The sequence below is a fragment of the Bacillus sp. FSL R5-0585 genome, from assembly GCF_038004545.1.
Taxonomy (GTDB): Bacteria; Bacillota; Bacilli; order Bacillales; family Bacillaceae_G; genus Bacillus_A; species Bacillus_A cereus.
In genome coordinates, this window is sequence record NZ_JBBORJ010000002.1 from 102431 (window position 1) to 126532 (window position 24102).

The following is a 24102-nucleotide window of genomic DNA, read 5'->3' on the forward strand; positions in this document are numbered from 1 at the left end:
TCAGTTAACATGACATTAATGTGCATATAATATCGTTATAAAAATGTTAATGTTATGTTAATGTTTTGTTGTTTGTAATGCTCCGTTTGGAGTGTTAATCCGCTTTATTGTTGCTATGAAATTAACAAATTAGTCTACAATATATTAATGATAAGTAAATAAAAGTGATTTGTAAATAAATTATAAAGATATAATATTAAACTTATAATATAAAAAACTTAGATTTTATGTATAAAACAAATAAAAAAAGCCCATACTTGATAGTATAGGCTGTATTATTTAATTAATAATGCTAGGTAATATGAATCTAAAATCTGAATAATGAATCGGTTGTAATGGCTCAGTAGAATTGACACCAAGATTATTGTAATAATCTTCATGTACTATACTAATTGGTTTTTTCTCACCGTTAAAGCCAATAGATATTAAATCACAGTTTATAACTTTTATAGAAGTATACAGTAATTGTACATTGAAACCGAATTTTATTATTGAGTCTTCAGGTTTAACTGATGGATCGGGTGTTGTAATATCCTCCGTTTGTATTAAGATTTGTGCGTTGCCCTCGGATTTTTCTTCATTTTCTATAGTGATAGCATTATTGTTCAATGTAAAGATACCTGTTGGTTTATTTGATGTGAATAGCATTATTTGTTCTAGAGCCTCTAATATCTCACGTTTGTTAACTAAAATTACATTTTCGTATAGTGGCGAAAGCAACCTAACTAAGACATCAGGATAATCGCCCTCAAGTGTTTGGGTTCTAAATGTTTCAGTATCACTTGATAAAATAAATGTATTATCGAGTTTGCTCAGTTTAATTGATTTTTTTGTATCGAAACTATTAATAGCTTCCTTTAAAGCGATGGCTGGAATTGTCATTTTAATTTCTTCTTTAAAGGCTGTCTGTAATTTTATAGCTTTATATGCTAGTTGATGGCTATCTGTAGACTGAAAGGTCATGAGATTCTCTGATACAGTTAGGTGAATGCCTTTTAAAATAGGTCTTTGATTTGAAGTAGATGCTGCATAGCAAACACTGTTTATAGCTTCTTCTAAAATAGAACATTCTATGTCAGCGAAATATTCCGCTTGACTCGGTTTAATTACAGGATAATCGCTTACTTTAAAGGTATTTAGAGTGAACTTGCTTTTACCAGAGATTACTTGAAGAGTATTTTTGGATAGTTTTAGTTTAATAGGTTCTTTTGTTAATTTTTTTGCGACATCCACTATTTTCTTTTCAACTAAGACTGTTCCTTCTGATATTACTGATACGTCTTCATCACAAAAAACAAAACGCTCAATTGTTTCTTTTGAATTAGTAGCGATAAATCGTAATTTATCTGTTTCAGCTACAATTAAAATACTCTCAAGAATAGGCTCTTTTTTGTCTTTACCTGCAAATTTCACCACACTAGATAAACTTTCAACTAATTTAGATTTTGAAATTTCGATGTGCATAGATATTTCCTCCTCGAAAATATAAAATATCAATGTTATGTCAATCTCTAATATATTCGGTTGACATAACATTGATATTTCGTTGATTCACTGTACTTAACATGTTAATTTCAGTCGATATGTTAATACCAATGGTGTATTCTAATTCGTTGAATTTCACCTGGTGTTAACATGAAATTGATCGTTAGATTGCATTTTTGCTTTGTTTTAAATAGCTATCTGCATATTCAACAGCTGCTTCGTTCATAAAACCGATAGTAGTTTTAAAATTGCCAAATTGTCGATTACAGCATCTTGATAACTCATTTAATATAAGTTTTTCAGTATTTGGATTTCTAGCCATTACTGCAATTTCTGCAGAATGTTTTATTATAGAAATGTAAAATTCTAATTGTTTTTCATTTAATTTTTTAAAATCGCGTTGTTTAGGGTATGAAGATGTTAATATTTCTTTTCGATCATCAATAGTAATTTTTAACGCTTTTTCATAATTGTTTACGATGCTCCATAATTCATTGTAATTGCTGTTTGATGGTTGAGTTGTATTACTTGTTTGTTGGTGGTCCGATTTTAAGCATAGGTATAAGCCGATCCCAACAGATTCGCATGCCTTTACAAATGCTCTAGCCATTGCTGATTTTTCATCATCACCTAAATCACAAATTTGTCCCACAACTCCATTTTCTATATTTTTCTCTTTATTAGAAAATCTGTTCAATTTCTTTGCATCTGTGCCATAAACAATTTTTTTCTCGCCGCCCCATTCTGAAAAGTCTAAAGTTAACTTGCATGTTGTTCTTGCCCACATAATAGGGGGGACGCTACTTGGTTCTGCATAAAGTTCTTGAATCGGATATTCAATTGAAAATCCATAAACACCAAAAATCTCTATTAATCTTTTTCTAGCTTGATAATGAGGAATGTATGGCTTACCATCTTTGTATTTCAATTCATTCTTTTCAAATGGAGCTAATAAAGCGTCGTGAACATCTTCTAAACTTTTGTATTTTCTCTTTTTGAACATTTTTTTTCCTCCTTTTAAACACAAAAATGCCCTTCGAAGGAATCAAATTTTTTACACCAAGTTAGTGTAATAAAATCGATTACCCGAAGGGCAGGAGTGTTTTTTGAAATAAAATAAAAAATAATGGTACATTTTAAGTATATGTTTTATAGTCAGTATTTTCAATTTATTTTTTCGGGAGAAACACTTAGTAATTTAATAGAAAAAGAATATTCTTATTATGACAAGGAATTTAAATAGTTCGTTATAAGTTTTAATTAAGGAAGGAGGGAGAATGTTGCTTATTGATACATTGATACCAGAAAATGATTCTGAAATATTGGTGCTTTGTAGAAAAAGATTAGGAATTAAACAAAACGAATTAGCTAAAGAATTAGGAGTAACTCCTAGCCATTTATCCAATATAGAAAATGGTAAGTATGAGCTTTCATACAAAATGAGGAAACAGTTATGTCGTTTATTAGAGGAATTTAATTTGAGTAGAGAGCAAGGTGGTGCTTGAATTGAAAGTTTTAGTTTTAAAATCAATTGCTACCGAATTAAAAAAAGTAATTGAAGAATTTTTTTCTGGTGATGAGATCATTGAAGTTACGTATACCAATATAGACGATTATAATGAGGTTTTTGCAGTTTTCGTGGATTCAGAAGAAATAATAGGCGAAAATGGAAGTAGTTATATTGCAATGCTGCGGCAGAACTTAAGAGCAAATTACAAGGTATGCTTAGCTGATGAATTAGATAGTTTAGAACTAGATCTTATTACACATCCTTTTAAAGTGGTTGATAATTCACCTGGTAGTTTACATTCTTATTTACAAAAGATGATTATGGTTAACTCAAGAAGCGATGTAGGTGAGGGAAACCAGGAGAAGTCCGGTAGTAATGAATCGCGTAATAACAATAATGAAGATATAGAAATAGAACCTCATATTGTAGAGGAAGTTAAAATACGAAAATTAAATACTGTTAAAAATGAACAGGACAATATTGTTCAAAATGAAACCAAGGTAATCGAGAAAAATAACGATGGAAATGTAGCTGCTGGCAAAGAGGATTATTTAGAAAAAACTCTTGGAAATAAAAATGATAACAATTCTAAGGATGAATTATGTAGTAGAGAGGGTACTCCGGTAAGTGAAGAAATTAAAAAAGAGACTATAAAAAGGGAAAGTGTTCTTGCAATAAGCGAAGAAACATACGAAAAAGCAATATTAAATCTTAGAAATTATATAAATATCCCTGTTCATAGAAGAAAACTAATAGGTGAAAAAGTAATTGGTGTATGGTCACCTATTAATCGTGTAGGCGTTACAAGCTTTTTGACTAACCTCGCTGTGTTTATGGCTAATTACTCAATTTCAATTTCTGTGTTAGAAGGTGTATCAAATACACCAAAATTATATTCTTATGTTCAAAAATTTATGAAGATAGATGAACGTTGGATATCATTAAGTGATTATTTAATTAACCCTAATCTAACAACACAACAAATTCCACTTCATTATAAGGGAGTAACCTTTTTCCCTTTTAATCGTAATAATTATAAATGCTTTACAGATAACATAATGAACCGCTATTACATTGAAGGGCTACGTTTTTTTGATTTAGTCTTTTTAGATATTCCTTCTGGTCCTATGGTAAAGCATACGCTAGAAAGTTTAAAATACATTGATGAGTTATGGATCCTATGCAATAACGATGTATATAATTATAATCTTGCTTCGAAATTTATTACTCAAAAAATAAATCCTAAAGTTGAAACTAAACTCATCTTCATAGATCAGTTTGAGTTTAGTAAACCGAAAATAATTCAGAAAATGTTTGAATCTGATATTTTGTTTGAATTTCCTTCTATTTTTGAGGAAGTAGCTAAAATACAATACTCTAATAAACTTTTTGTCGAGGATGATGCAACATTTGAAAAGATAAAGCCTGGATTCGAGCAAATTATGAATTATTTAATACCTGAATCGAATTTTAAAGGCAGTTATAACGATGAGTCTAATGTAAAAAGGATTTGGAATGTAATGAAGAAAATTATAATTAATCCCTAGATTAAATTAGGAAAATTTAGTATATTTTTAATATACTCTTTTCAATTTTTTGTTTTATTTTCTAGTGATTACATAAAGCCCTTCGGGTTACGGATTAAATTACACATTTGTGTGGTATTTAACCTCCGTATTCCAAAGGGCTTTTTTTATTAATTTAATGGAAAAGGAGAGATATTATGTCGATAGAAAAATTAGCGGTAAGTAGAGTGTTAAGGCCAGCAAGAAGTATGAGCAAAGGTAGCAATGAAAGATGGTTTGAGTACTATAGAACAACTTGCCCAATATGTGGTCATCAGGGATGGTGTATGGTGAATGAATCAGAGTCAAAAATAATCTGTGGGCGAATAGAATCAGATACAAAACTAGGTGAAGCTGGCTATTTGCATTTAGTCAATGAAAATCAAAAAAGGGGATATGATTTTTCACCGGATCAGATGGTAAAGGAACATAAAAAGAAAAATGATTACACCTTAGATGTTTTATATTACATGTTTCTGCAAGAACTAGAACTAAGAGAAGAACATATTAAAATGTTAACTGGTCCTGAGCGTAGGATTGCAAGAGAAACAATAAATATACGAAATTATAAAAGTTTTCCTATGAAACCTTGGGATGTAACGAAAGAAATAATCAAGAAAGCTGGCGGTAAAACAAGTTTGATTGTAGGGATACCTGGATTCTATGCAAAAGAAACAAAAGACGGAAGGTATTTTACATTCGCGGGTAGGAGAGATTCTCTCTTAATTCCACAAAGGAATATTTATAATCAAATATGTGGTTTTCAGTATAGGATTGATAATCCAAAATATGTGACAGTTGTGAGAGATCATAAACCTAGCTTTCAAGCAGCTGTTATTGAGCAACCTAATATCATTGAAGTAACGTATAAAATCAATGGTAAGATGGAGTCTTTGTTTAAGGGTGAAGTAGACGTAAAAGAATGGTATGAAATTGATTATGAAGGTAAAAAAATAGGTGAAGTACAGTTGAAATTGGAGAGTAAATACATTTGGGTTAGCTCAGGTGGTAAGTTTCATGGAACGGGGGCTGGAAACCCATTACCGATACATGTAGCAGTACCAAGTCGCGAGTTGAAATATTGGGAACGTGGAGAATTAATAAAAAAGGATAACGTATGGATCACAGAAGGCAGTCTAAAGGCCGATATATCTGCAGAGAATTTAGATGAACTTCTAACAAATGAAGAAAAGTTAATGTATGGTACTACAGTTGTATCGATACCAGGAGTTAAAGTTTGGAGAATATTAATTGAGCCATTAAAAAAAATGGGTGTTAAGCAGGCGACTTTCGCTTTAGATATGGATATGATTACAAACCCTGATGTTCAAAGAACATTATTAGAATGTGCACAAGCACTATATCAGGAAGGTATAAGTATTAATTATGCTAGTTGGGATATCAATCTTGGGAAGGGTATTGATGACTTGCTCTTATTGGATTACATTCCGGCAGTGGAGAAGGTCATATAAGTTATGTGTTGGAGTAAAAATTAACTTTACTGAGTAAAAGTTAGCTTTACTGGATAAAAATTAACTTTACTGAGCTAAAAGTTATCTTTACTGAGGTGTGAATTTTATCGAATATACAAAAATGTAAATACGAATTATTTAAAGGTAAACTATTTTTTACTTTTTTTGAATGGATGTTTTGTAGTAAAAATACAAAGCATCCATCATTCTATACTTGTTCTTCATAATCATCAAGGTTTAAATTGTATATTTAAATTTTGGTGATTATGAAGAGTAATATATATGTGAAATGGTGTGTAATTATTTTGCTAGGTTTATATAAATATAATTAGTTAGACCACAAGAAAATGATGTGTATTTTAATATCTTGGTAATTTTTTTAAATTTTTTGAAGAATTGATTTTACATTTTTTTATAATCCTATATCATATACATACAGGGAAAAAATGGAAGAGTTTTGAAGAGGAAGTTTCGTATCTATGTCATATCGATGATAGTTTTTAATTACTAAATACTATACATGTATACGAGGTGAAACAAATGGGGAGACGAGTAAGCGAGAAGAAAACAAAAGAGCAATTTTTATATGAAAGAAAAAGACAATTAGAAATAATGGAAGGTATTAGTAGCATCTGTAAAGGGTGCGATATATATAAAGAACTGAGAAAAACGAAAGCGCATAAGGAAGTATCTAATACATGCGCAAAAGAATGTAAGTTAATTAGTAGTGTACAAAAGGAAACAAAGTTGTTTTTAGAAACAATACGGTAAAAAAGAGAGAGGAGGAATAGGTATGAAGCAATCATATAGCAGACTGAATCGCGATGAATCATTGAATAAAACTATAACGCATGGTTCTGCTGCAATAAATATTAAGCCAATGCCTAATACTGAAGAAAACAATTATAATATTAGGGGGATTGGAAATTACAAGGTACTGTCAAAAGAAGAGAGTTTGCATTTATTTAAGCGGTATAAGCATGGAGAAAAAGATCTTCGCGACTATTTGTTCCATGTAAATGAAGGTTTAGTATTATCTATTGCAAGAAATTATAAAAACAAGCATCCTGATATAGAATTTGATGATTTGGTTCAAGAAGGAAATGAAGGAATGCTACGGGCGATGGAAGATTTTAATCCAGATTTAGGGTACTGTTTTTCCACATACGCTTTCTGGTGGATACAAAAAAGTATGGTAGGAATTATACGTAAAAAAAAGTCCGGACCATTTAAAATTCCTACTCATGTGAATCAATTTAATTTAAAATATGTAAAATTGGAAGATAAATATTTACAAAGGTACAATAGGACTCCATCGGTAGAAGAAGTAGTAAAAGAGCTAAATGTAACTAGAGAAACGGTTATAAGGCACAAAGTATATTATAAACGAGCTACTACTATGACACTGGATATAGATACAATAAATGAAGATGTCGGTATATCAAATCCATTCTTTGACGATAGATCAGCAATTCCTTCAACAAATGAGATGATAATAGAGGACTTAAATTACGAAATATGGTTAATATTTGATGAGGTATTAAATCCGAAGCAAAAGATGGTGCTGAATTTATGTTTCGGTCTACTTGATGGTAAGGTGTATTTGCATAAAGAAATTGCAAAGGCACTTATGATAACAACTGAAAGAGTTTCACAAATTAAGGATGAAGCGATAAAAAAATTAAAGAAATGTCAATATAAAAATGAAATTTTCAACTTACTTCATGAAAAGATGAAAGTAATGGCTGAACTTAATATGGCGTGAAAATGAATATTCATATTTATCAGAAGATACAGTATAATGTACGTATTGTATCTTTTTATTTTTAAATCTATTTCACAAAATTTTGCCCCTCGGGTAACGTGAATTACAAATTTGTTATTTAAGTTTGTAATAATACGAGACCTTGTGGGGCTTTTTGTGTCTAAAGGAGGAAACCATGTGATGAAGAAAAGAGAAAAAATCTTTAGTTTAAGAAAAGAACTAGGGAAAAAATTAAAGAATAACGGATTTTCTAAGGAGTTTATGGATATTCAATTAAAATTTAAGAAGCCAATTAATCAATATTCAACAGCTGAGCTGAAGGAAGAGACTCTAAAAGCATTAATAAAATATTACAGAAGAAAAATTGAGCAAGTAACAAGTTATAAGGAACTAGAAGAAATAATAGAAGGAATCCCTTTTTCAAGGCAATCAATAGAAATATCTAAAATGGATGAGGAAGGATACTCAAGTGCAATACACTTATTGACGGATATTAATCCAAAATTGAAAGAAAGACGTAAGGATTATAAAGAGAGATTTACAGTTCAGAATTTCAAAGAATTATTACCGATTAATATTAAAGTAAAGAAGTTTTCAAATAATAAACAGCAATTCCTTGAAAAAACAGGTATCGCATTTGCGAAAAATCCTATTCGAAAAAGTGCTCACATGCGCACATATAGACTTAAAACAGATTATAAAACATATAAACTCATTGATTTAGGGACGTTATTAGCTGAAGCATTTCTAGAGAATTCGCTTGAGTTATTTATTATTTCTAACCCGGAGTTGTATGAATATCAGGGGATAAAATTTTGCTTTAAAAACAAGATAGAGAATGAAAATATGGTTGATGTATTTGTGGATATGAAAATTGATAATATGACCGCTGAAGGAATAATGATTTTTGAGAAGTTAAAGAAATTTAAATACATTAATACTAATGCAGAATTAAATATAATTCCTGTAGAAGATGATACAAGGAGTTTTTATAAACTTAACTTAAATCCAGATTATAATGTAATCCATAATTTTAACGATTTACATTATAAAATCATGCTTATTGAGTTTATAGATAGACAGGAGAATATAAAAAAGCATATTAAGCTAAGAGGAGATAAAGCTACGGTATATGCTCGTTTTTTTGAAACCAAAAAACATATAAACAAATCGACGTTTAAGGTAATGGAGAACAATTGTTTCAAAGAAAATTTCGGGTATGTTGAATTAGACAATGATGTAGACTTAATAAAATTTAAGAAAATTGAAAGGGAGTTCTTGGAGTTCAAAAAAGTCGTTCCCTTACCAGAATTGAACGATCATAGCTTTAGGGTGAAAAAATTAGGCAGAATAAAGGCTGATGGTGTATACGTTTCTTCTCCGGTTAAGGCATTAATAATAGACATTGCTGCTCCTAATTCCTTTGCACACGAATGCTTGCATCTTATCGACTATACAATGACGAATGATTCTACTCTTTTAAGTGAAGGTATACGGTTTAGGCCAATAGTAGATAAGTATAAAGAACTAGTTTCACAAAATGTGGATTCATTAAAAAGTGGAGATGCTTTTAAAGCCCAGTGGTTTAGTAATAAGAAGTATAACAAAGATTATTACTTGGATTATTCGGAGATATTCGCACGTGCTGGTGAAATGTATTTGTTTTATATCGCAAAGATAGAAACATCATTCTTGTATGATGATTATAATTCAATTGTTTTCCCAAAAGGTGAAGAGTTTATGAATATGATAACTGATTACTTTAATTGGTTACTTCGAAAATTAAAAGCTAATCAACCTAAAAAAGAAAGGTCAATTATGAAAATCTTAAATAACATGAATTCAAACATGGATGCAGTGGGTGCTGCTCCATTGGAATACGTTATTAACAGCGACGGCCAGCTTACCTTGTTTTAGTAAAATTTTCTGGAGGTGGATAGAATGCCAACATATGTGATGTATGGAAAAGAAACATATTTATTAGAAGATAAGGTTAAAGAGATAGTCCGTGGATTTACGAATAGTACAAATGAAGATTTAAACGTCATTGAATTCGATATGGAAGAAGAAACAATTCAGGCAGCTATAAATGAAGCAGAAGAGTATTCTTTTTTCGGTGGTACAAAAATTGTAATAACGAGAAATGCAAAGTTTTTAACAACTGATAATAATAAAGAGGTAAACCATGATGTTGATTGTATATTGAGTTTTTTAGAAAAGAACATGGAAGATTCGGTATTAATACTAATTGTTGATTATGAAAAATTAGATCAAAGAAAAAAGATAGTAAAGGAATTAAAAAAGAAAGCAATTATTTTTGAGGCAAAGGCACTTAATCAGGCGGAAACAGCTACTTGGATACTAAACTATGCAAAAGACAAAAATATACAAATATCTAATGAATTGGTTCAGGAATTGATAGTATCAATTGGTTGTGATTTAAGATGTTTAAAAAATGAAGTTGATAAATTGTATGTGTATAGTAATGGTGGAAAAGAAATAACTAGTGATGCAGTAGCAGCTGTCACTGTTAAAAGTCTAGAGCAGTCAATCTTTAATTTAAGTGAGTATCTATTAAGTCATGATACTCATAAAGCAATTGGGTTATTTAATGAATTAATTTTGAAAAAGCATAACCCTATTCAAATATTAGCAACCCTTATATATAAATTTGATATGTTATTCAATATTAAAGTTTTACAGAATGGTACAAAGGATAAGGAACTAATGGGGATAATAGGTTGCCATCCATATGTATTACAAAAATCTAAAGAACAAATAAAGGAATTTAATCTTTCAAAAGATGACTTAGGTAATATCTTATGTTTACTAACAGAAGCTGATAATAATATGAAAATGGGGAAAGATTCATATCTTACTATGGAAATTTTAATAAGCAAAATCAGTGAATTATTAAGAACACCCCTTATAATTTAAATTAAAGACTATACTATATACTTTAGGAGGGGAATAATGAGTTATTGTGAAATATGTGGTTCCTCTGTTCGAGAAGGGGATTATGGGCAATCAAAATATATATGTGAGAATACAATCTGCGAAAGATCGAAACCAAATTGGGCTTATAAAAAAAGAAATGAACTAATTAAACCTTTTTTAAAAGAAATAGAGAAATATAGTTCGTTTAGTCAAGGTGTAATTGATTTTCATGATGTTAGATGGATTGGAGATGGCTCGGCTGAAATTAAACTGAACGATGGAACTGAATTTATGTGTCATGTTAAAAAGAATAAATTTAATCCATTTGATTTTCCACATTTTATAGAACTAGAAATTAATTTAAGTGAGTATGTTATCAAAGAAATAAAAGAAAACATGCTAAATTTAATTCATGTACATGAAGAAATGAGAAAGGCTATTAAGAAAGAGGTTAGAAAGTAGTTTTTAACCTCTTATAATAAAATATTTAAATGTATCACAATTTTAAAGAAGAAGGATAAATGGGTGCTGCCCGTTTATCCTTCTTTTGGGTTTATCATGCTAAAAAAAATAATATTATATTAATTTTTCCTTAGTTTTTTGGGGTGAATATCTCATGATTAATTATGAAGGATAAATAATTTAATTACTCTCATTTATGAGGTACTGATAGAAAGGAGGCCATTGTTGTTATATGCAAAATAATAGGAAAAAAAACGTAATTAAAGAAAGGATCAGACAAGAAAAAGAACGACGAGAGCGATTACTAGCAGAGGAAGAAGAACAGTATGAGGGTGTCTATAAAGATCCAGTAAGTGAGCAAATACAACAAAAGCATTCAGAACAACCGAAGAACCAACGTGAAGAAAGTGTAAATGTAAATTTACCTAAAAATGAATCTTCAAATAGTAACCCAGCTCTTGATTGGATTACTACAATTCAAAAACAGGCAGGCACTTCTGAAAATGATTTAATAATAAAAGAAAAAGAGGAAGAAGCAAGGGAACGTGAAGAAGTAGCAGCCAGCAGAAAAGCAGAGGAAGAAACAAGGAAGCGTGAAGAAGCGGAAGCCCGTAGAAAGGCAGAGGAAGAAGCAAGAAAACGAGCAGAAGCGGAAGCCCGTAAAAAAGCAGAGGAAGAAGCAAGAAAACGAGCAGAAGCGGAAGCGCGTAGAAAAGCAGAGGAAGAAGCAAGGAAGCGTGAAGAAGCGGAAGCCCGTAAAAAAGCAGAGGAAGAAGCAAGAAAACAGGCAGAAGTAGAAGCCAGCAGAAAAGCAGAGGAAGAAGCAAGGAAGCGTGAAGAAGCGGAAGCCCTTAGAAAAGCAGAGGAAGAAGCAAGAAAACGAGCAGAAGCGGAAGCGCGTAGAAAAGCGGAGGAAGAAGCAAGAAAACGAGCAGAAGCGGAAGCCCTTAGAAAAGCAGAGGAAGAAGCAAGGAAACGGGTAGAAGCACAACGGAAGGAAGAAGAGAAAAAACTTGAGGAAGTAAGAAAAAGAAGACTAGAGGAAGAAAAGAAAATAAAAGATGCACAAAAGAGACAAAAAATAGTTGTGGCTAAAAGCGCACCCGAAAGTGAAGAAATTAATTTAAATAATGAAAGAAATCAACCAAATGAAACTAAATTTGAACAAGAAGAGAAAGTCCCAATCGATAAAAAAGGAATCTTAAATAATATGAAAAAATATAAGTACGCTATTATAGGAGTCGCATCAATCGTTCTATTAGTAGTAGCAGGATTTGCCTTTAGCAATATGAAAAATTCACAGGCTGCATCTGCAAATAATGTAAATAGTTTAGAAGTTAATGCGAATCTAATAAATGGGTTAAGGTTATCTGCAGTTCAAAAATATCAAGATGCTGCCTTGGAATTTGATAAAGTCGATTATAAAAAATTAGGAAAAGAAGATAAAAAGGCGGTTTTATTTACGTATCTATTAAGTGGTAAAGCACAGAAGGCAATTGACTTAGAACAAGATTTTGCAGAATCAGTAGTTTCATATTATATAGCTGTAGATAATTTGAAAAAAGTAAAAGAATTAAAAACAAAAAATCCACTAATTAATTTTGAAATTGCTGCATTAGATAACAAGCATGAAGAAGTTATCAAATTAAGGGATCAAGTGCCACTTGATGGCAGAAGAGAAGGAATTATTGTTAATAGTTATTTGAAATTAAATAAATCTGAGGAAGCTAAAAAGTTTGCTCAAAAGGTTGGAAATAAAGATTTACTCGAAAAAATTAATAATTCTACACCTAATAGTTCTGCTACTTCTGTAGCAACTATAAGTGCAGGTTAGGTAATAGGGAGGAATTGATTGTGCCTTTAGATTATTCGAAAATTTTAAAGAAAGTGTTACTTACGACTACTGTAACTACCTTAAGTGTTGGGGTAGTTACAGGCTGCTCACTGTTTTCTTCTGAAAAGAAGAGCACTAAAACAGCATCAGTATCTAAAAAGAAAAAGGATAATGAAAAAGAAAAGAAAAAAGATGAGAAAAAAGAAGAAAGTAAGAATGAACAGAATGAAAATCTAAATACTAATGATTTTGATGAAATCATTGATAATGCAAAACGAAGCTCTGACCAAAATTTAGCCGGTATCATTGAAAATAACAAAACCAAAAAGAAATTTGATGACTTAACAGATTCAATTGCAACCGCAGCTATAAACTCAGATCGAAACTTAGCGTCAGTTATTGACGGTGATAAATCAAATAATCGTTTTTCAGATTTAAATACTTCAATAGCATCAGCAACAAACAATCCTTCTGTCTCGGATAATAAGGATAGTAAGAACTTTGTATTTGGTGGCGATCTAAATATTAATGATGGTGTAGCTATTGCAGATAACTCAATACCTCCAATTAATAATGATAAAAAGCCACCTACTTCTGGTAACACTAGTGGCGAGGAAGTGAAACCGCCAACAGGTGGTGAAGGTAATAATGGAGGCGGTACAAAACCACCAACAGGCGGAGATGGTAATGATGGTGGAGGCGGTACAAAACCACCAACAGGCGGAGACGGTAATGATGATGGAGGCGGTACAAAACCACCAACAGGCGGAGATGGTAACGATGGTGGAGGCGGTACAAAACCACCAACAGGCGGAGATGGTAACGATGGTGGAGGCGGCACAAAACCGCCAACAGGCGGAGATGGTAATGATGGTGGAGGCGGTACAAAACCACCAACAGGCGGAGATGGCAACGATGGTGGTACAACAAAACCAGAAAAGGATACAGTGGCACCAGTAATTACAGCGAAACAAGGTGTAACTGTTTATGTAGGAGATAGTCTAAATGCGGGAGATTTAGTAGAAGTAAAGGATAATAAAGATCCAAATCCAGTAGTAACAGTGGGAGCGTACGATACAAGTAAAGCAGGGGAAATTCAGGTAACAGTAACGGCAACAGATGCATCAGGAAATAGCTCAAGTACAACAGTAACCGTCAGCGTAGTAGAAAAAGAAGAAGAGAAAGATACAGAAGCACCAGTAATTACAGCGAAACAAGGTGTAACTGTTTATGTAGGAGATAGCTTAAATGCAGGTGATTTGGTAGACGTAAGAGATAATAAAGATCCAAACCCAGTAGTTACAGTAGGAGCGTACGACACAAGTAAGGCAGGAGAAATTCAGGTAACAGTAATAGCAACAGATGCATCAGGAAATACCTCAAGTACAACAGTAACTGTTAACGTAGTAGAAAAAGAAGAAGAAAAGGATACAGAAGCACCAGTAATTACAGCAAAACAAGATGTAACTGTACATGTAGGAGATAGCTTAAATGTAGGAGATTTAGTAGAAGTAAAAGATAATAAAGATCCAAACCCAGTAGTAACAGTGGGAGCGTACGATACAAGTAAGGCAGGAGAAATTCAAGTAACAGTAACGGCAACAGATGCATCAGGAAATAGCTCAAGTACAACGGTAACAGTTAAAGTAGTAGAAAAAGAAGAGGAGAAAGATACAGAAGCACCAGTGATAACAGCGAAACAAGGTGTAACCGTAACTGTGGGAGATAAATTGAGTTCAGGAAGTCTAGTGAGTGTAAAAGATAATAAAGATTCAAATCCAGTAGTAACTGTAGGAACATATGATACAAGTAAGCCAGGTGCTATATCAGTTCAAGTAACGGCGATCGATAAGGCAGGAAACAGCGCAACTGCAACAGTAAATGTGGTAGTTCTTGAGAAAGAAAAGCCAGAACAAAAACCAGAACAGAAACCAGAACAAAAACCAGAACAGAAACCAGAGCAAAAGCCAGAACAAAAGCCAGAACAAAAGCCAGAACAAAAGCCAGAACAAAAGCCAGAGCAGAAACCAGAGCAAAAGCCAGAGCAGAAACCAGAACAGAAAACAGCTGAAACAACATCTAAAGAGCAAGGGAATGGATTGCTTGCATCAAATTCTAATGATGTAGCTAAATAAGACCTTAGTAAAATGTTAATTTAGTAAAAGTAAAGGATCTCAACACTATTAGTTGGGATTCTTTTTTTATCGATGAATATATGGAAAATTCTACCATTTCAACCTGTAATGGATATATACTATTTTCTTTTTTCTTTTTAAATCATAACAACGACTTTTAGCCCTTCGGGTTATGTTGAATTATTAGATTACTCTATGTAGTCCACTAATATGACAAATCCCAAAGGGCTTTTTGTTTTGAAAAAAGAATTTAGTAAATTCAAAAGCAAAGAGGAATGAAAATGAAAGTAGTACAATTACCAAATCGTGTATTTAAAGCAAAAGAGGAAAGGGAAAAAATGAGTATGTAAACTACATTCGAGATGTGGTTTTTGCAAATTGTACTAAGGCTGAAATAAAAAAATTAACGAATTTCCCGAAAGAATTATCCTTCCTCAAGCGTGTGAAGGACGTAGCCCAACGGTAGGTGGGAGATGAATTTCGGTTTGGCGTAGCCAAAAGTTTTTCCTTTTTATTTCGCCTCTGATATAATCAGTCTTATAAATGATAAAGGCTGGTATATAAATGAAATTAGATAGTAATAATCATTCAGTATTCTTGTTGTATTATCACCTTGTGTTGGTCGTGAAATACAGAAGAAATGTGTTTGACGATGATATGTCAGACTATGCAAAAGATATGTTTGTTCGACTATCTGAAAACTATAACATCACATTAGCTGAATGGAATCATGATGTAGACCATGTTCATATTTTGTTCAAGGCACACCCTAATACAGAAATGACAAAATTCATCAATGCTTATAAAAGTGCAAGTTCTCGACTTATTAAAAGAGATTTTCCACAAGTGAAAAAGAAACTTTGGAAAGAGATGTTTTGGTCAAGAAGTTTTTGCTTGCTAACTACTGGTGGTTTGCCAATAGACGTAGTAAAAACATATATTGAAAATCAAAGTAAAAAGTGAGGTGAAATGATATGACAAAGCAGAATAAAGCATATAAATTCCGTTTGTATCCAACAGAAGACCAAGCACATCTTATGCGTAAAACCTTCGGTTGTGTACGTTTCGTGTATAACAGAATGCTAGCTGAACGGAAAGAAGCGTATGAAAAACATAAAGATGATAAGGATCAACTAAGGAAACAAAAGCTTCTCACTCCTGCAAAATACAAAGCAGAATTTGAGTGGTTAAAAGAAGTTGATTCATTAGCTTTGGCAAATGCTCAACTAAACTTGCAAACTGCTTATAAAAATTTCTTTAGTGGTCAAAATGATTTCCCAACATTCAAAAGTAAAAAAGACAGAAAGTCTTATACAACGAATGTAGTGAACGGAAATATTATGTTGCTTAACGGTCATATCAAATTGCCAAAACTGAAAATGGTACGTATCAAACAGCATAGAGAAATACCACAAGACCATATCATCAAGTCATGTACGATTTCTATGACACCTACTGGTAAATACTATGTGTCCATTTTGACTGAATACGAAAAAGAAATCGTACAAAAAGAAGTAGAAACAGTTGTTGGATTAGACTTTGCGATGGATCAATTATACGTCAGTTCTGAGGATGAGAAAGCCAATTATCCTAAGTTCTATCGTGAAATGTTAGGCCGATTAGCAAATGCTCAACGAGTATTATCAAGACGTACAAAAGGTTCAGGGCGTTGGAATAAACAACGTATCCTTGTAGCTAAGCTGCATGAAAAAGTAGCAAACCAACGTAAGAACTTCCTTCATCATAAGTCTAAAGAGTTAGCTACTCATTTTGATGTTGTAGCTATTGAAGATCTAAATATGAAGGGAATATCGCAAGCACTTCATTTTGGAAAAAGCGTCGCTGATAATGCTTGGGGTATGTTCACTTCTTTCTTAGCTTATAAACTAAATGAACAAGGCAAACAGCTTGTGAAAATAGACAAATGGTTTCCTTCCACAAAAACATGTAGCAGTTGTGGAAATGTGAAAAATATGTCATTGTCTGAGCGAGTCTATTCTTGTATATGCGGTGTAAATCTCGATAGAGATTATAACGCAGCTATCAATATCAAAAATGAAGCAATACGCCTATTGGCGTTAGCATAGATAGCAATAAAATAACCCTTGGAACAAGGGAGTTAGCTCGGCTGTCTTAGGAAGAATTCGTTAGCTACCAAAAGTAACGACTAACCGAGAAGCCCCCACTTCAAACAGTCCGTTAGGATGTTAAGTGGCGGGTAGTTCACCTCAATAGTTAGGTCTTCATTAAAGGAAGTATTATATGTTGCTTTAGATGTAGAAGGGGATTTTTCATTAAATCAAAAGCAGGATGAAAATGTAAAGCAATAATAAAGTTATTGAATTTTGTTATGAAATACACATGAGCCTTGCACATTTTATTGTAGCAAGGCTCTTTAAAGTTGTTTAATTTCTTGTACAATCACTGATTAGGAACTCATGGGTGTAACAATATAGTTGTTTAAAAATCCAATCTTTATACCACAATCGCGCCCTTTTATGGAAGAAGGAAATATTTTAATTTATTTACTCGTTATCACCATTATTGTTGACTTGACAAATAGTTAGATGCCACTTTGTTTAGAAAATAAGTGTAACCTACTTGCCATTGTTCAAACATGTTTCTGTGAAAGTCGTCTACAATAAATAGCTCAGTTTGATTTAAGAAATCGTGTGGTGTAGATGGATGACCATCTTTTTCTAAAAAGGATAGATGTTTTTTCACCCGTTCGAAAACCTTTGGGTCGTTTGCGGAAACACCTTCTTGTAAGAATTTAATCATATCTTCATTAAATGATTTTGCTTCAATGGCGGAATCATTCATTGATTCTACATCAATAGTTTGATTCGTCAAATCAAAATCATATTCTTTTTTCAAATGTTCGTTTTGACCCTTTAATGCTTCTTACCATTCTTCTTCAGTTTTAAAACCCCTAAACATTGATGCCATATCTAAATCGACTCCTTCTTTAATATTTTTGATAGAGAAATTGATCGTATCAATTAGTTTTTTAAATTGATTGACCTTTTGCTCTAGTAAATCCCTTTGCTTAATCAACGTATTCTCTCTGTCGATATTACCATCTAATAATTGTTTAATTTCTTTAAGAGGAAAATCCAGCGCTTTGTAAAAAAGAATATGCTGTAGTCGTTCTAAATCCTTTTTTCCGTATAAACGATATCTAGCTTCTGTCGTCTGCTCAGGAATCAAAAGACCTATCTTGTGATAATGGTGTAACGTCTTTACTGTTGTATGGGATAGTTTTGCAACTTCATTAACGGTATACAATTCTATTTCCTCCTTTCCATGCTATTTATACTAAAGTATCCTCTAAGGTAAGAGTCAACACTAAAAAAGGCTATATGTTTTTATTATCATATAGCCTTTTCAATTAAGTTTTCTTGCCTTGATTCTTAAAAAATATGGTCGTTTAATGGAATCAGATGATTTGCGTTTTTAAACATCTTTATTGTAAATGTAACGACTTTATTGTTATTTAACAGCTACAATAATGTTTTCTTAAAATTTATCAAGTCTGTCAAAGGGCTTATAGCGTAGAACCACCTTGCCTTCAATATTATTCGAAGGTACAAAGCCTATTTCTTTAAATCGGCTGTCTAAACTTTCCTCGCGATTATCTCCTAATACAAAAATTGTATCGTTCGGAACCTTATCGAAACCGTAAATGTTTTTTAATGAAAAATCAGCTGTTTTACCTTTTGCGTATAGATCTTTTACCACAAGTCCATTTATATAAAGCTGCTGTGATTTATATTCTATTGTATCTCCAGGTAAACCAATTACTCTTTTTATAATGGTTTTATTATTAGAAGTGTTTTCTAGGGGGGAATTAACAACAACTATATCAAACCTTTGCAGATTTTCTATTGAATGGGTGAAGTGATTAATTAAAACTTTGTCATTATTAAATAAGGAGTTTTCCATAGAAACTCCAGAAACCTTATATGGAAGAAAAACGAACTGTCTTAGTAAAAATAAGGTAACGCCAATTATAAAGATTAATATTGGAAAAACAGAAATTAGACGTTTTTTCAATTTAAAATCAAACTCCATTCTAAAGGTTTATAATATTCATCATATCATAGAATTAATGGATTAAATATTCTGAAGATTGTTGTTTTTGCAGCTGTAATTTGTTAAAATTAAGTATACCTTTTTTTAATTTCAATTTTTTATATCCATAACTACTATAGCCCTTTCGGGGTTTCGATTTTCAAAGATAGTTTAAGTTTTTTACTTTTACTTTCTTTTTAAATATAACTCCGAAAAGGGCTTTTTTGCGTTTTTTGGAGAACATCACATTGTGAAAGGATGAAGATTTTATGAAGATCAAAAGATTATTTTTAGTATTAGGCGTTTTAGCTATGATGTTTGTTTTTTATAACACCTTTATAAAGGATGAACCTCAAACAGATGCTTTAACTCCAATCAAAGTAGAAGATTTGAAACAAAAGATTCAATACGATTATTTGTTTGAAGATGAATTATCACAAAATGTGATTAATGACTTAGGTGGGCAATTCAAATTAATATTTGATGATATTGATAAGAACGGTCACTTAACTATTTATCAGAACAAAAAAGAACTAGAAATGTTTTTAGGAAATCATGTAACAACTGCAGAATTAGCTGATGAATTTACATCAGACTATTTTAGTACAAATAAGAATTACAAAGTTACTTATAAAAGTAAACCAAGTCTATTTAATTATGAAGAACCAAGAACTGTTACAAAAGTAAAAAAAGGATTGTTTTTGGTAAAACAAAACGACTTAATTCTGGAATTTAAATATGTACCAGAAATAGATGGATTTCGAATTTCTGAAATTACATATTTAAAATAAAAAAATATTAGGAGGAATTTATTATGTTATTACAAATTAGAACTGTTATTGCGGATGCATTAAGAATTGATGAAGAAGTGAATAGTTTTTTGAAGTATTGTGCTAATCACGGGAAAATAGTTAAAGAAATAAAACCAGGTGGGATCATTAATCGTGGAAATGATCAAGGCCAACCACTTGTAACCGTTATAGTTGTTTATGAAGAGAAAAATTAACTGCAGTTATGAAAAAGATGAGGATTAATTCCTTGTCTTTTTTATTTTCTAAGAAAGGTGGATATATCGACTATGAAAATAATAAGCAAAGTGGCCGTCTTTAATTACAAAGAATTCGAGAGTTCTTTGTTAGAAATGAATAATCAAGAATCAGATGTGGCTGATTTTATGGTGCCTAATGATTTAGCAAAGGTTTTAAGGTTTGTTCGTAAAGATTCGTTCTCAGTTAAAGAACTTTTAGATCAGAACTTTCAGCTTGATTTAATAGTAGCAGCTGCAGATTATATGAGACCTGAACTATTCGAAAATCATACTATTTTAGATGAAATTTCAGGAAATGTTGAGTTTGCAAATCCAGCAGATGAAGACTTCCTATTTTTTTGATGGTAGAAAAAGGGAGGATTATATGAGAAATGATATTGAGCAGTTTTTTGTTGGTAATGATACGACCAGCATATTTGACATGTACAATTCTTTTTTTCAACTAATCTATTTTATATGTAGTTCTAAAGATTTGCTGACAAGGGTTGATATGAATGATTACGAGATTGCTATCCGAGATCATGATATTGAGTTTAATAGTGAATGTGCTCATATTAATTTTGTTAATGCGTTACTACAGTCGATAAATGATGATTGTAAGTTCCAAGCAGCATTTTTAATGGATGAAGAAGAAATATATTTATTTCAATTAGAAGACTTAGTATTTCGGCAATATAATAAAAGGTTATTTTTAAATGATACGTGTTTATTACAAATTAAAAGTAAAATCGATTTGAATACTGTAAGGGGTATATTTCCGGAGTTAGTTTTAATTAGTGACTATGCTAATGAAGATGTATTTTATGTAATTCATGAAGATATTCATGATGTGTTAGATACAAAGAAATTGAACCAGTATATAGATTTATTGAAATTAATTAAAGAGTAAGGAGTCCTGATCATGATAGATATATGGGAACGTTTAGAAATCGATGAGCATGAAGAAAATTCAAATCTAACCATAATTAATCTTATTTCTTTATTTATCTCAATGAAGAATGAAGGGGTACCATCGAAATTATTTGAGGATGTAGTGATTCAGAAATTAGATTGGAATGCAGATTTCTACTCCTATAATGGTTTCAATCCATATACAGAGCTTGTAGAAGGGATTTTAAACTGTACTGGATATATAGAAGAATTTACTGTTAGAGAGTATCAAGAATGTGAGGCAAATGAATTATTTGAAGGTGATTTTGATGAACCTATTATATTAGTTTTCATTCCTTTACCTTCAGGGTATGAAATGAATGATATTAAGAATGTATTCGCGGATAGAGTAATCCAATTTAAGGATGATGTGGATAACGAATTCAATAATGAATTTGCTTTTGTTATGTGTAGCCAATATGAATATTTTGACGTATTTACTTGGATTGAACTATTTGAAGTGGTGTATTTCATAAAAAAAGTTCAACAAGAAAAAGAAAACTTTAATTTTAGCCTATATAAAGAAGAGATTGTTGGGAGGACTTACTTTGACAATTTATTTAAAAATTGAGGAACATTCTCCAATAGTAGAAGCAAAGATTGTGGATGATTTAGGAGTTATAAAAAAGGATTTTAAATTTCCTGCTGTTGAGCTTGGAAAATCTATTGCTAGGTCTATTTCACTAGCAAAGGAAGAATTAGATTTTGAATTTAATTATGATTCAGGTTTTATTCCTAAGAATTTAAAGCAACATCTTTCTGTTGGTACAAAAGATGGAATTAAGCACTTTTATTTTTTGGAATTGGAGAAAGCAAATAGAAAAGTTGAGTTATGGAGAGGTAATCATAAAGAAAAATTAACTTTTAATACTGTGGGTTTTCCAAAGGTCTTACTAGTACTCGCGGTACTACAAAGTCCAAAAGGCGTTAAATCTTTTCAGAGTGCATTTGCATATGCGATGAAAGATGAACCTATTAAATTAGATTCACCACTATATGTATATCCATTTCCGAATGTCTACTATAGTGGGAATGTGTGCATGGGTGGGAATAAACCTCCGACAATTGAAAATTTAACAGCTTTCGAACGATGGTTTCACCAATTACCATTCGGTGCAGATATGTATAGGCCGGATAGAATTTCAAAGGATCTAGAATTAAAAAATAAATCTGATGTTTTTCAACTTTTTAGTTTTTTAGATGGGAAAGAATTTAATGATAACTGGTTAGTTTCATATAAGAAAACATATAAGCAATTGGTTAATGAATTTAAGAATTCAAAATAATAAGGGGGAAGTTATTATGAGTAAAAAAGAACTTGATATTTTTGATTATTTATTAGAAGAAAATGAACAAAGTCAAAAAAATGGAGCGGAAACAATAAATAGCTTAGATGAAGGAACGATTTTGGCAATACAAAAGATGGAGGAAGAAAAAAGGGCCAGCGAAGAAAATAGGGCATTAAGATTAAAAGAACCTAATAGAAGTAAACAGCAGCAGGCATCTAAGAAAGAGCAAAAAGATAATAAAAAGAAGCCCGAAAACGATGCGATAATCAGGGATTATAAATTGTGGAAGCTTAATAATGAAACTGTAGTGAAGTATTGGGGTAACACACATGCTTTAATAGAGTATTTTAGTGAAGAAGAGATTCTGAATAACGGAAAACCAGACTTCATGGAAATTAGTGGAGAAAAATTGAGAGAAAGAATGGAGAACTCAGGATACGATGAATTGGTAAAAGGTCATGTAATAATGGGTTATATCAAAGATAAAAATATTATCACAGTATTTATTGATATGAAGAAAAAGGGTAATAGTACTAAAATAACACCTTTCTTTCCAATACCGCAGTATATACTTCAAACTTTTATAGAGCATGCAAAATTTTACGCTACTAAAGAGTTAGAGTTACATGCAGAAGTATATCTTGATCAAAATGGGTGTTATGAAATAGTCTTTCCTAAGCAAAAAGTAAATAAATATTGGGTTAAACCTGAGACTGATATTTTAATGCAAATGGAGAAGAGATTAGTGCTTCAAATACATTCACATCATAATATGAGTGAAATACCAAGTGTATTGGATAATCAAAATGAGGTTGTTCCAAATATTATTTATGTAATTGTAGGTAGATTAAATCGATATTTTCCTTCAATACATGCAAGGATTTATAAAGATGGGTTACATCAACAAGTAGACCTTACAAAGGTATTTGCATCACCTTTTAATGCTAATGGACCATTGGAACAAGTGGAGGTTGTAGAGTCTGCAATTCATGAGGTGGACGAAATATGATTCAATTATATCCATTTAATGTAGATATACCTATTCATATTGTTCAAGTTGGTACTGGCGGTACGGGATCATTAGTGGCTCAGTATGTAGCGCAGCAAATGGTTACTTCTAGAACTACGGAAATCAAGGGTATTTTAGCAGATGCAGATAGTATCGAGGAGAAAAACTTAAGAAATCAGTATTTCATTAAAAATGAGATAGGTAAGAAAAAAGCAGACGTATTAGCTAAAAGATATTCTAATCCGTTTGGAATTGATTTGCGGTCATATTCTGAAGAATATATAGAAACTACTGATCTTTTAATGAAATTATTTGATTCATTGAAAGTAAATAATAAAAAGGAATCAATAAAAATTCTTATAAGCTGCGTCGACAATAATTGTGCGATTCGTTCCTAACTGAAAAGGTTAGGTACTAATCCTTAATTGGATTAGGAAAACTAATATTCTGAAAGGTAGAATGAGGAGGTAACGCTCTAAAATGCCTTCCCTGATACTCCGATATGCAATCTTGTTGATAAAGACAAGGTTTGTGTAAAGCTCGGTAAAGTCGGCTGAATGTTACCCTAGTATACTTTAAAAGGTATA

At 31.6% G+C, this 24102-nt stretch carries 25 protein-coding genes; 20 read left to right on the forward strand and 5 right to left on the reverse strand.

The window, feature by feature from the left end; all coding sequences use genetic code 11:
- Positions 1-279: 279 nt before the first annotated feature.
- Together dnaN and MKY38_RS27020 are read right to left on the reverse strand one after the other, a co-directional pair.
- Positions 280-1464 carry a DNA polymerase III subunit beta gene (gene dnaN, locus MKY38_RS27015; RefSeq protein WP_262937104.1) on the reverse strand — a complete coding sequence of 395 codons (1185 nt, stop codon included), beginning with the start codon at positions 1462-1464 and terminating at the stop codon, positions 280-282.
- Positions 1465-1648: 184 nt separating this feature from the next.
- Entirely contained in the window at positions 1649-2488 is an 840-nt protein-coding gene (locus tag MKY38_RS27020) for a hypothetical protein (protein ID WP_262937105.1), read from the reverse strand.
- A 274-nt stretch (positions 2489-2762) separates the two neighbouring features.
- On the opposite strand from MKY38_RS27020, the gene MKY38_RS27025 reads away from it, so the two are divergent.
- The 12 genes from MKY38_RS27025 (at position 2763) to MKY38_RS27080 (ending at position 17252) form a co-directional block, all read left to right on the forward strand.
- Complete coding sequence (locus MKY38_RS27025; RefSeq protein ID WP_000924383.1) at positions 2763-2990, forward strand: helix-turn-helix transcriptional regulator; 228 nt, start codon at positions 2763-2765, stop codon at positions 2988-2990.
- The gene (locus MKY38_RS27030; RefSeq protein WP_262937107.1) at positions 2983-4542 is read left to right on the forward strand and encodes a hypothetical protein; all 1560 of its coding nucleotides are present in this window, start codon (positions 2983-2985) and stop codon (positions 4540-4542) included. The genes MKY38_RS27025 and MKY38_RS27030 overlap by 8 nt, the downstream gene beginning before the upstream one ends.
- 176 nt (positions 4543-4718) lie before the next feature.
- Positions 4719-6032: a DUF3854 domain-containing protein gene (locus tag MKY38_RS27035; RefSeq protein ID WP_262937108.1), complete on the forward strand. Its 1314-nt coding sequence runs from the start codon at positions 4719-4721 to the stop codon at positions 6030-6032.
- 540 nt (positions 6033-6572) lie between these two features.
- The gene (locus MKY38_RS27040) at positions 6573-6803 is read left to right on the forward strand and encodes a hypothetical protein (protein WP_000533693.1); all 231 of its coding nucleotides are present in this window, start codon (positions 6573-6575) and stop codon (positions 6801-6803) included.
- 22 nt (positions 6804-6825) lie between these two features.
- Complete coding sequence (locus tag MKY38_RS27045) at positions 6826-7797, forward strand: sigma-70 family RNA polymerase sigma factor (protein ID WP_262937110.1); 972 nt, start codon at positions 6826-6828, stop codon at positions 7795-7797.
- Between the two features lie 180 nt (positions 7798-7977).
- A complete protein-coding gene (locus MKY38_RS27050) occupies positions 7978-9714 on the forward strand; it encodes a hypothetical protein (RefSeq protein WP_341050804.1) in 1737 nt (578 codons plus the stop codon).
- A gap of 24 nt (positions 9715-9738) precedes the next feature.
- A complete protein-coding gene (holA, locus tag MKY38_RS27055) occupies positions 9739-10734 on the forward strand; it encodes a DNA polymerase III subunit delta (protein WP_341050576.1) in 996 nt (331 codons plus the stop codon).
- 36 nt (positions 10735-10770) lie between these two features.
- On the forward strand, positions 10771-11196 hold the full coding sequence (locus MKY38_RS27060; RefSeq protein WP_000119413.1) for a hypothetical protein: 426 nt from the start codon (positions 10771-10773) through the stop codon (positions 11194-11196).
- A gap of 232 nt (positions 11197-11428) precedes the next feature.
- On the forward strand, positions 11429-13030 hold the full coding sequence (locus tag MKY38_RS27065; protein WP_341050579.1) for a hypothetical protein: 1602 nt from the start codon (positions 11429-11431) through the stop codon (positions 13028-13030).
- A 20-nt stretch (positions 13031-13050) separates the two neighbouring features.
- The gene (locus tag MKY38_RS27070; protein ID WP_341050582.1) at positions 13051-15165 is read left to right on the forward strand and encodes an adhesin; all 2115 of its coding nucleotides are present in this window, start codon (positions 13051-13053) and stop codon (positions 15163-15165) included.
- A gap of 564 nt (positions 15166-15729) precedes the next feature.
- Entirely contained in the window at positions 15730-16128 is a 399-nt protein-coding gene (gene tnpA / locus MKY38_RS27075; protein WP_098272358.1) for an IS200/IS605 family transposase, read from the forward strand.
- 11 nt (positions 16129-16139) lie between these two features.
- Positions 16140-17252: an RNA-guided endonuclease TnpB family protein gene (locus MKY38_RS27080; protein ID WP_200462097.1), complete on the forward strand. Its 1113-nt coding sequence runs from the start codon at positions 16140-16142 to the stop codon at positions 17250-17252.
- A gap of 454 nt (positions 17253-17706) precedes the next feature.
- Here MKY38_RS27080 and MKY38_RS27085 read toward each other — a convergent pair whose 3' ends face one another.
- The 3 genes from MKY38_RS27085 to lepB form a co-directional block, all read right to left on the reverse strand.
- Complete coding sequence (locus tag MKY38_RS27085; RefSeq protein ID WP_341050589.1) at positions 17707-18018, reverse strand: TipAS antibiotic-recognition domain-containing protein; 312 nt, start codon at positions 18016-18018, stop codon at positions 17707-17709.
- Between the two features lie 51 nt (positions 18019-18069).
- Positions 18070-18453, reverse strand: a complete 384-nt coding sequence (locus MKY38_RS27090; RefSeq protein WP_341050593.1) for a MerR family transcriptional regulator — start codon at positions 18451-18453, stop codon at positions 18070-18072.
- Between the two features lie 231 nt (positions 18454-18684).
- Entirely contained in the window at positions 18685-19239 is a 555-nt protein-coding gene (gene lepB, locus MKY38_RS27095; RefSeq protein WP_098273029.1) for a signal peptidase I, read from the reverse strand.
- A gap of 269 nt (positions 19240-19508) precedes the next feature.
- On the opposite strand from lepB, the gene MKY38_RS27100 reads away from it, so the two are divergent.
- The 8 genes from MKY38_RS27100 (at position 19509) to MKY38_RS27135 (ending at position 23913) form a co-directional block, all read left to right on the forward strand.
- A complete protein-coding gene (locus MKY38_RS27100; RefSeq protein ID WP_000695112.1) occupies positions 19509-20030 on the forward strand; it encodes a hypothetical protein in 522 nt (173 codons plus the stop codon).
- A gap of 23 nt (positions 20031-20053) precedes the next feature.
- Entirely contained in the window at positions 20054-20245 is a 192-nt protein-coding gene (locus MKY38_RS27105; protein ID WP_200462096.1) for a hypothetical protein, read from the forward strand.
- A 72-nt stretch (positions 20246-20317) separates the two neighbouring features.
- On the forward strand, positions 20318-20629 hold the full coding sequence (locus tag MKY38_RS27110) for a hypothetical protein (RefSeq protein WP_200462095.1): 312 nt from the start codon (positions 20318-20320) through the stop codon (positions 20627-20629).
- A 148-nt stretch (positions 20630-20777) separates the two neighbouring features.
- The gene (locus tag MKY38_RS27115; RefSeq protein ID WP_234485085.1) at positions 20778-21176 is read left to right on the forward strand and encodes a hypothetical protein; all 399 of its coding nucleotides are present in this window, start codon (positions 20778-20780) and stop codon (positions 21174-21176) included.
- Positions 21177-21188: 12 nt separating this feature from the next.
- Positions 21189-21788 carry a hypothetical protein gene (locus MKY38_RS27120; protein ID WP_200462093.1) on the forward strand — a complete coding sequence of 200 codons (600 nt, stop codon included), beginning with the start codon at positions 21189-21191 and terminating at the stop codon, positions 21786-21788.
- Complete coding sequence (locus MKY38_RS27125) at positions 21766-22503, forward strand: hypothetical protein (RefSeq protein WP_200462092.1); 738 nt, start codon at positions 21766-21768, stop codon at positions 22501-22503. The genes MKY38_RS27120 and MKY38_RS27125 overlap by 23 nt, the downstream gene beginning before the upstream one ends.
- A gap of 16 nt (positions 22504-22519) precedes the next feature.
- Positions 22520-23515 (forward strand): hypothetical protein, encoded by a 996-nt coding sequence (locus MKY38_RS27130; RefSeq protein ID WP_341050605.1) that lies wholly within the window; start codon positions 22520-22522, stop codon positions 23513-23515.
- Positions 23512-23913, forward strand: a complete 402-nt coding sequence (locus MKY38_RS27135; protein WP_000615510.1) for a ThiF family adenylyltransferase — start codon at positions 23512-23514, stop codon at positions 23911-23913. Before MKY38_RS27130 ends, MKY38_RS27135 begins: the two co-directional genes overlap by 4 nt.
- Positions 23914-24102: the final 189 nt, after the last annotated feature.

What these genes read in the sequence shown, in the direction of transcription:
- MKY38_RS27020 (WP_262937105.1), bottom strand. Translation starts at nt 2,488, where the DNA reads ATGTTCAAAAAGAGAAAATACAAAAGTTTAGAAGATGTTCACGACGCT.
- MKY38_RS27115 (WP_234485085.1), top strand. Translation starts at nt 20,778, where the DNA reads ATGAATGATTACGAGATTGCTATCCGAGATCATGATATTGAGTTTAAT.
- MKY38_RS27060 (WP_000119413.1), top strand. Translation starts at nt 10,771, where the DNA reads ATGAGTTATTGTGAAATATGTGGTTCCTCTGTTCGAGAAGGGGATTAT.
- MKY38_RS27040 (WP_000533693.1), top strand. Translation starts at nt 6,573, where the DNA reads ATGGGGAGACGAGTAAGCGAGAAGAAAACAAAAGAGCAATTTTTATAT.
- MKY38_RS27050 (WP_341050804.1), top strand. Translation starts at nt 7,978, where the DNA reads ATGAAGAAAAGAGAAAAAATCTTTAGTTTAAGAAAAGAACTAGGGAAA.
- MKY38_RS27065 (WP_341050579.1), top strand. Translation starts at nt 11,429, where the DNA reads ATGCAAAATAATAGGAAAAAAAACGTAATTAAAGAAAGGATCAGACAA.
- MKY38_RS27135 (WP_000615510.1), top strand. Translation starts at nt 23,512, where the DNA reads ATGATTCAATTATATCCATTTAATGTAGATATACCTATTCATATTGTT.
- MKY38_RS27025 (WP_000924383.1), top strand. Translation starts at nt 2,763, where the DNA reads ATGTTGCTTATTGATACATTGATACCAGAAAATGATTCTGAAATATTG.
- MKY38_RS27045 (WP_262937110.1), top strand. Translation starts at nt 6,826, where the DNA reads ATGAAGCAATCATATAGCAGACTGAATCGCGATGAATCATTGAATAAA.
- MKY38_RS27105 (WP_200462096.1), top strand. Translation starts at nt 20,054, where the DNA reads ATGTTATTACAAATTAGAACTGTTATTGCGGATGCATTAAGAATTGAT.
- MKY38_RS27120 (WP_200462093.1), top strand. Translation starts at nt 21,189, where the DNA reads ATGATAGATATATGGGAACGTTTAGAAATCGATGAGCATGAAGAAAAT.
- lepB (WP_098273029.1), bottom strand. Translation starts at nt 19,239, where the DNA reads ATGGAGTTTGATTTTAAATTGAAAAAACGTCTAATTTCTGTTTTTCCA.
- MKY38_RS27035 (WP_262937108.1), top strand. Translation starts at nt 4,719, where the DNA reads ATGTCGATAGAAAAATTAGCGGTAAGTAGAGTGTTAAGGCCAGCAAGA.
- MKY38_RS27110 (WP_200462095.1), top strand. Translation starts at nt 20,318, where the DNA reads ATGAAAATAATAAGCAAAGTGGCCGTCTTTAATTACAAAGAATTCGAG.
- MKY38_RS27130 (WP_341050605.1), top strand. Translation starts at nt 22,520, where the DNA reads ATGAGTAAAAAAGAACTTGATATTTTTGATTATTTATTAGAAGAAAAT.
- dnaN (WP_262937104.1), bottom strand. Translation starts at nt 1,464, where the DNA reads ATGCACATCGAAATTTCAAAATCTAAATTAGTTGAAAGTTTATCTAGT.
- MKY38_RS27100 (WP_000695112.1), top strand. Translation starts at nt 19,509, where the DNA reads ATGAAGATCAAAAGATTATTTTTAGTATTAGGCGTTTTAGCTATGATG.
- MKY38_RS27080 (WP_200462097.1), top strand. Translation starts at nt 16,140, where the DNA reads ATGACAAAGCAGAATAAAGCATATAAATTCCGTTTGTATCCAACAGAA.
- tnpA (WP_098272358.1), top strand. Translation starts at nt 15,730, where the DNA reads ATGAAATTAGATAGTAATAATCATTCAGTATTCTTGTTGTATTATCAC.
- holA (WP_341050576.1), top strand. Translation starts at nt 9,739, where the DNA reads ATGCCAACATATGTGATGTATGGAAAAGAAACATATTTATTAGAAGAT.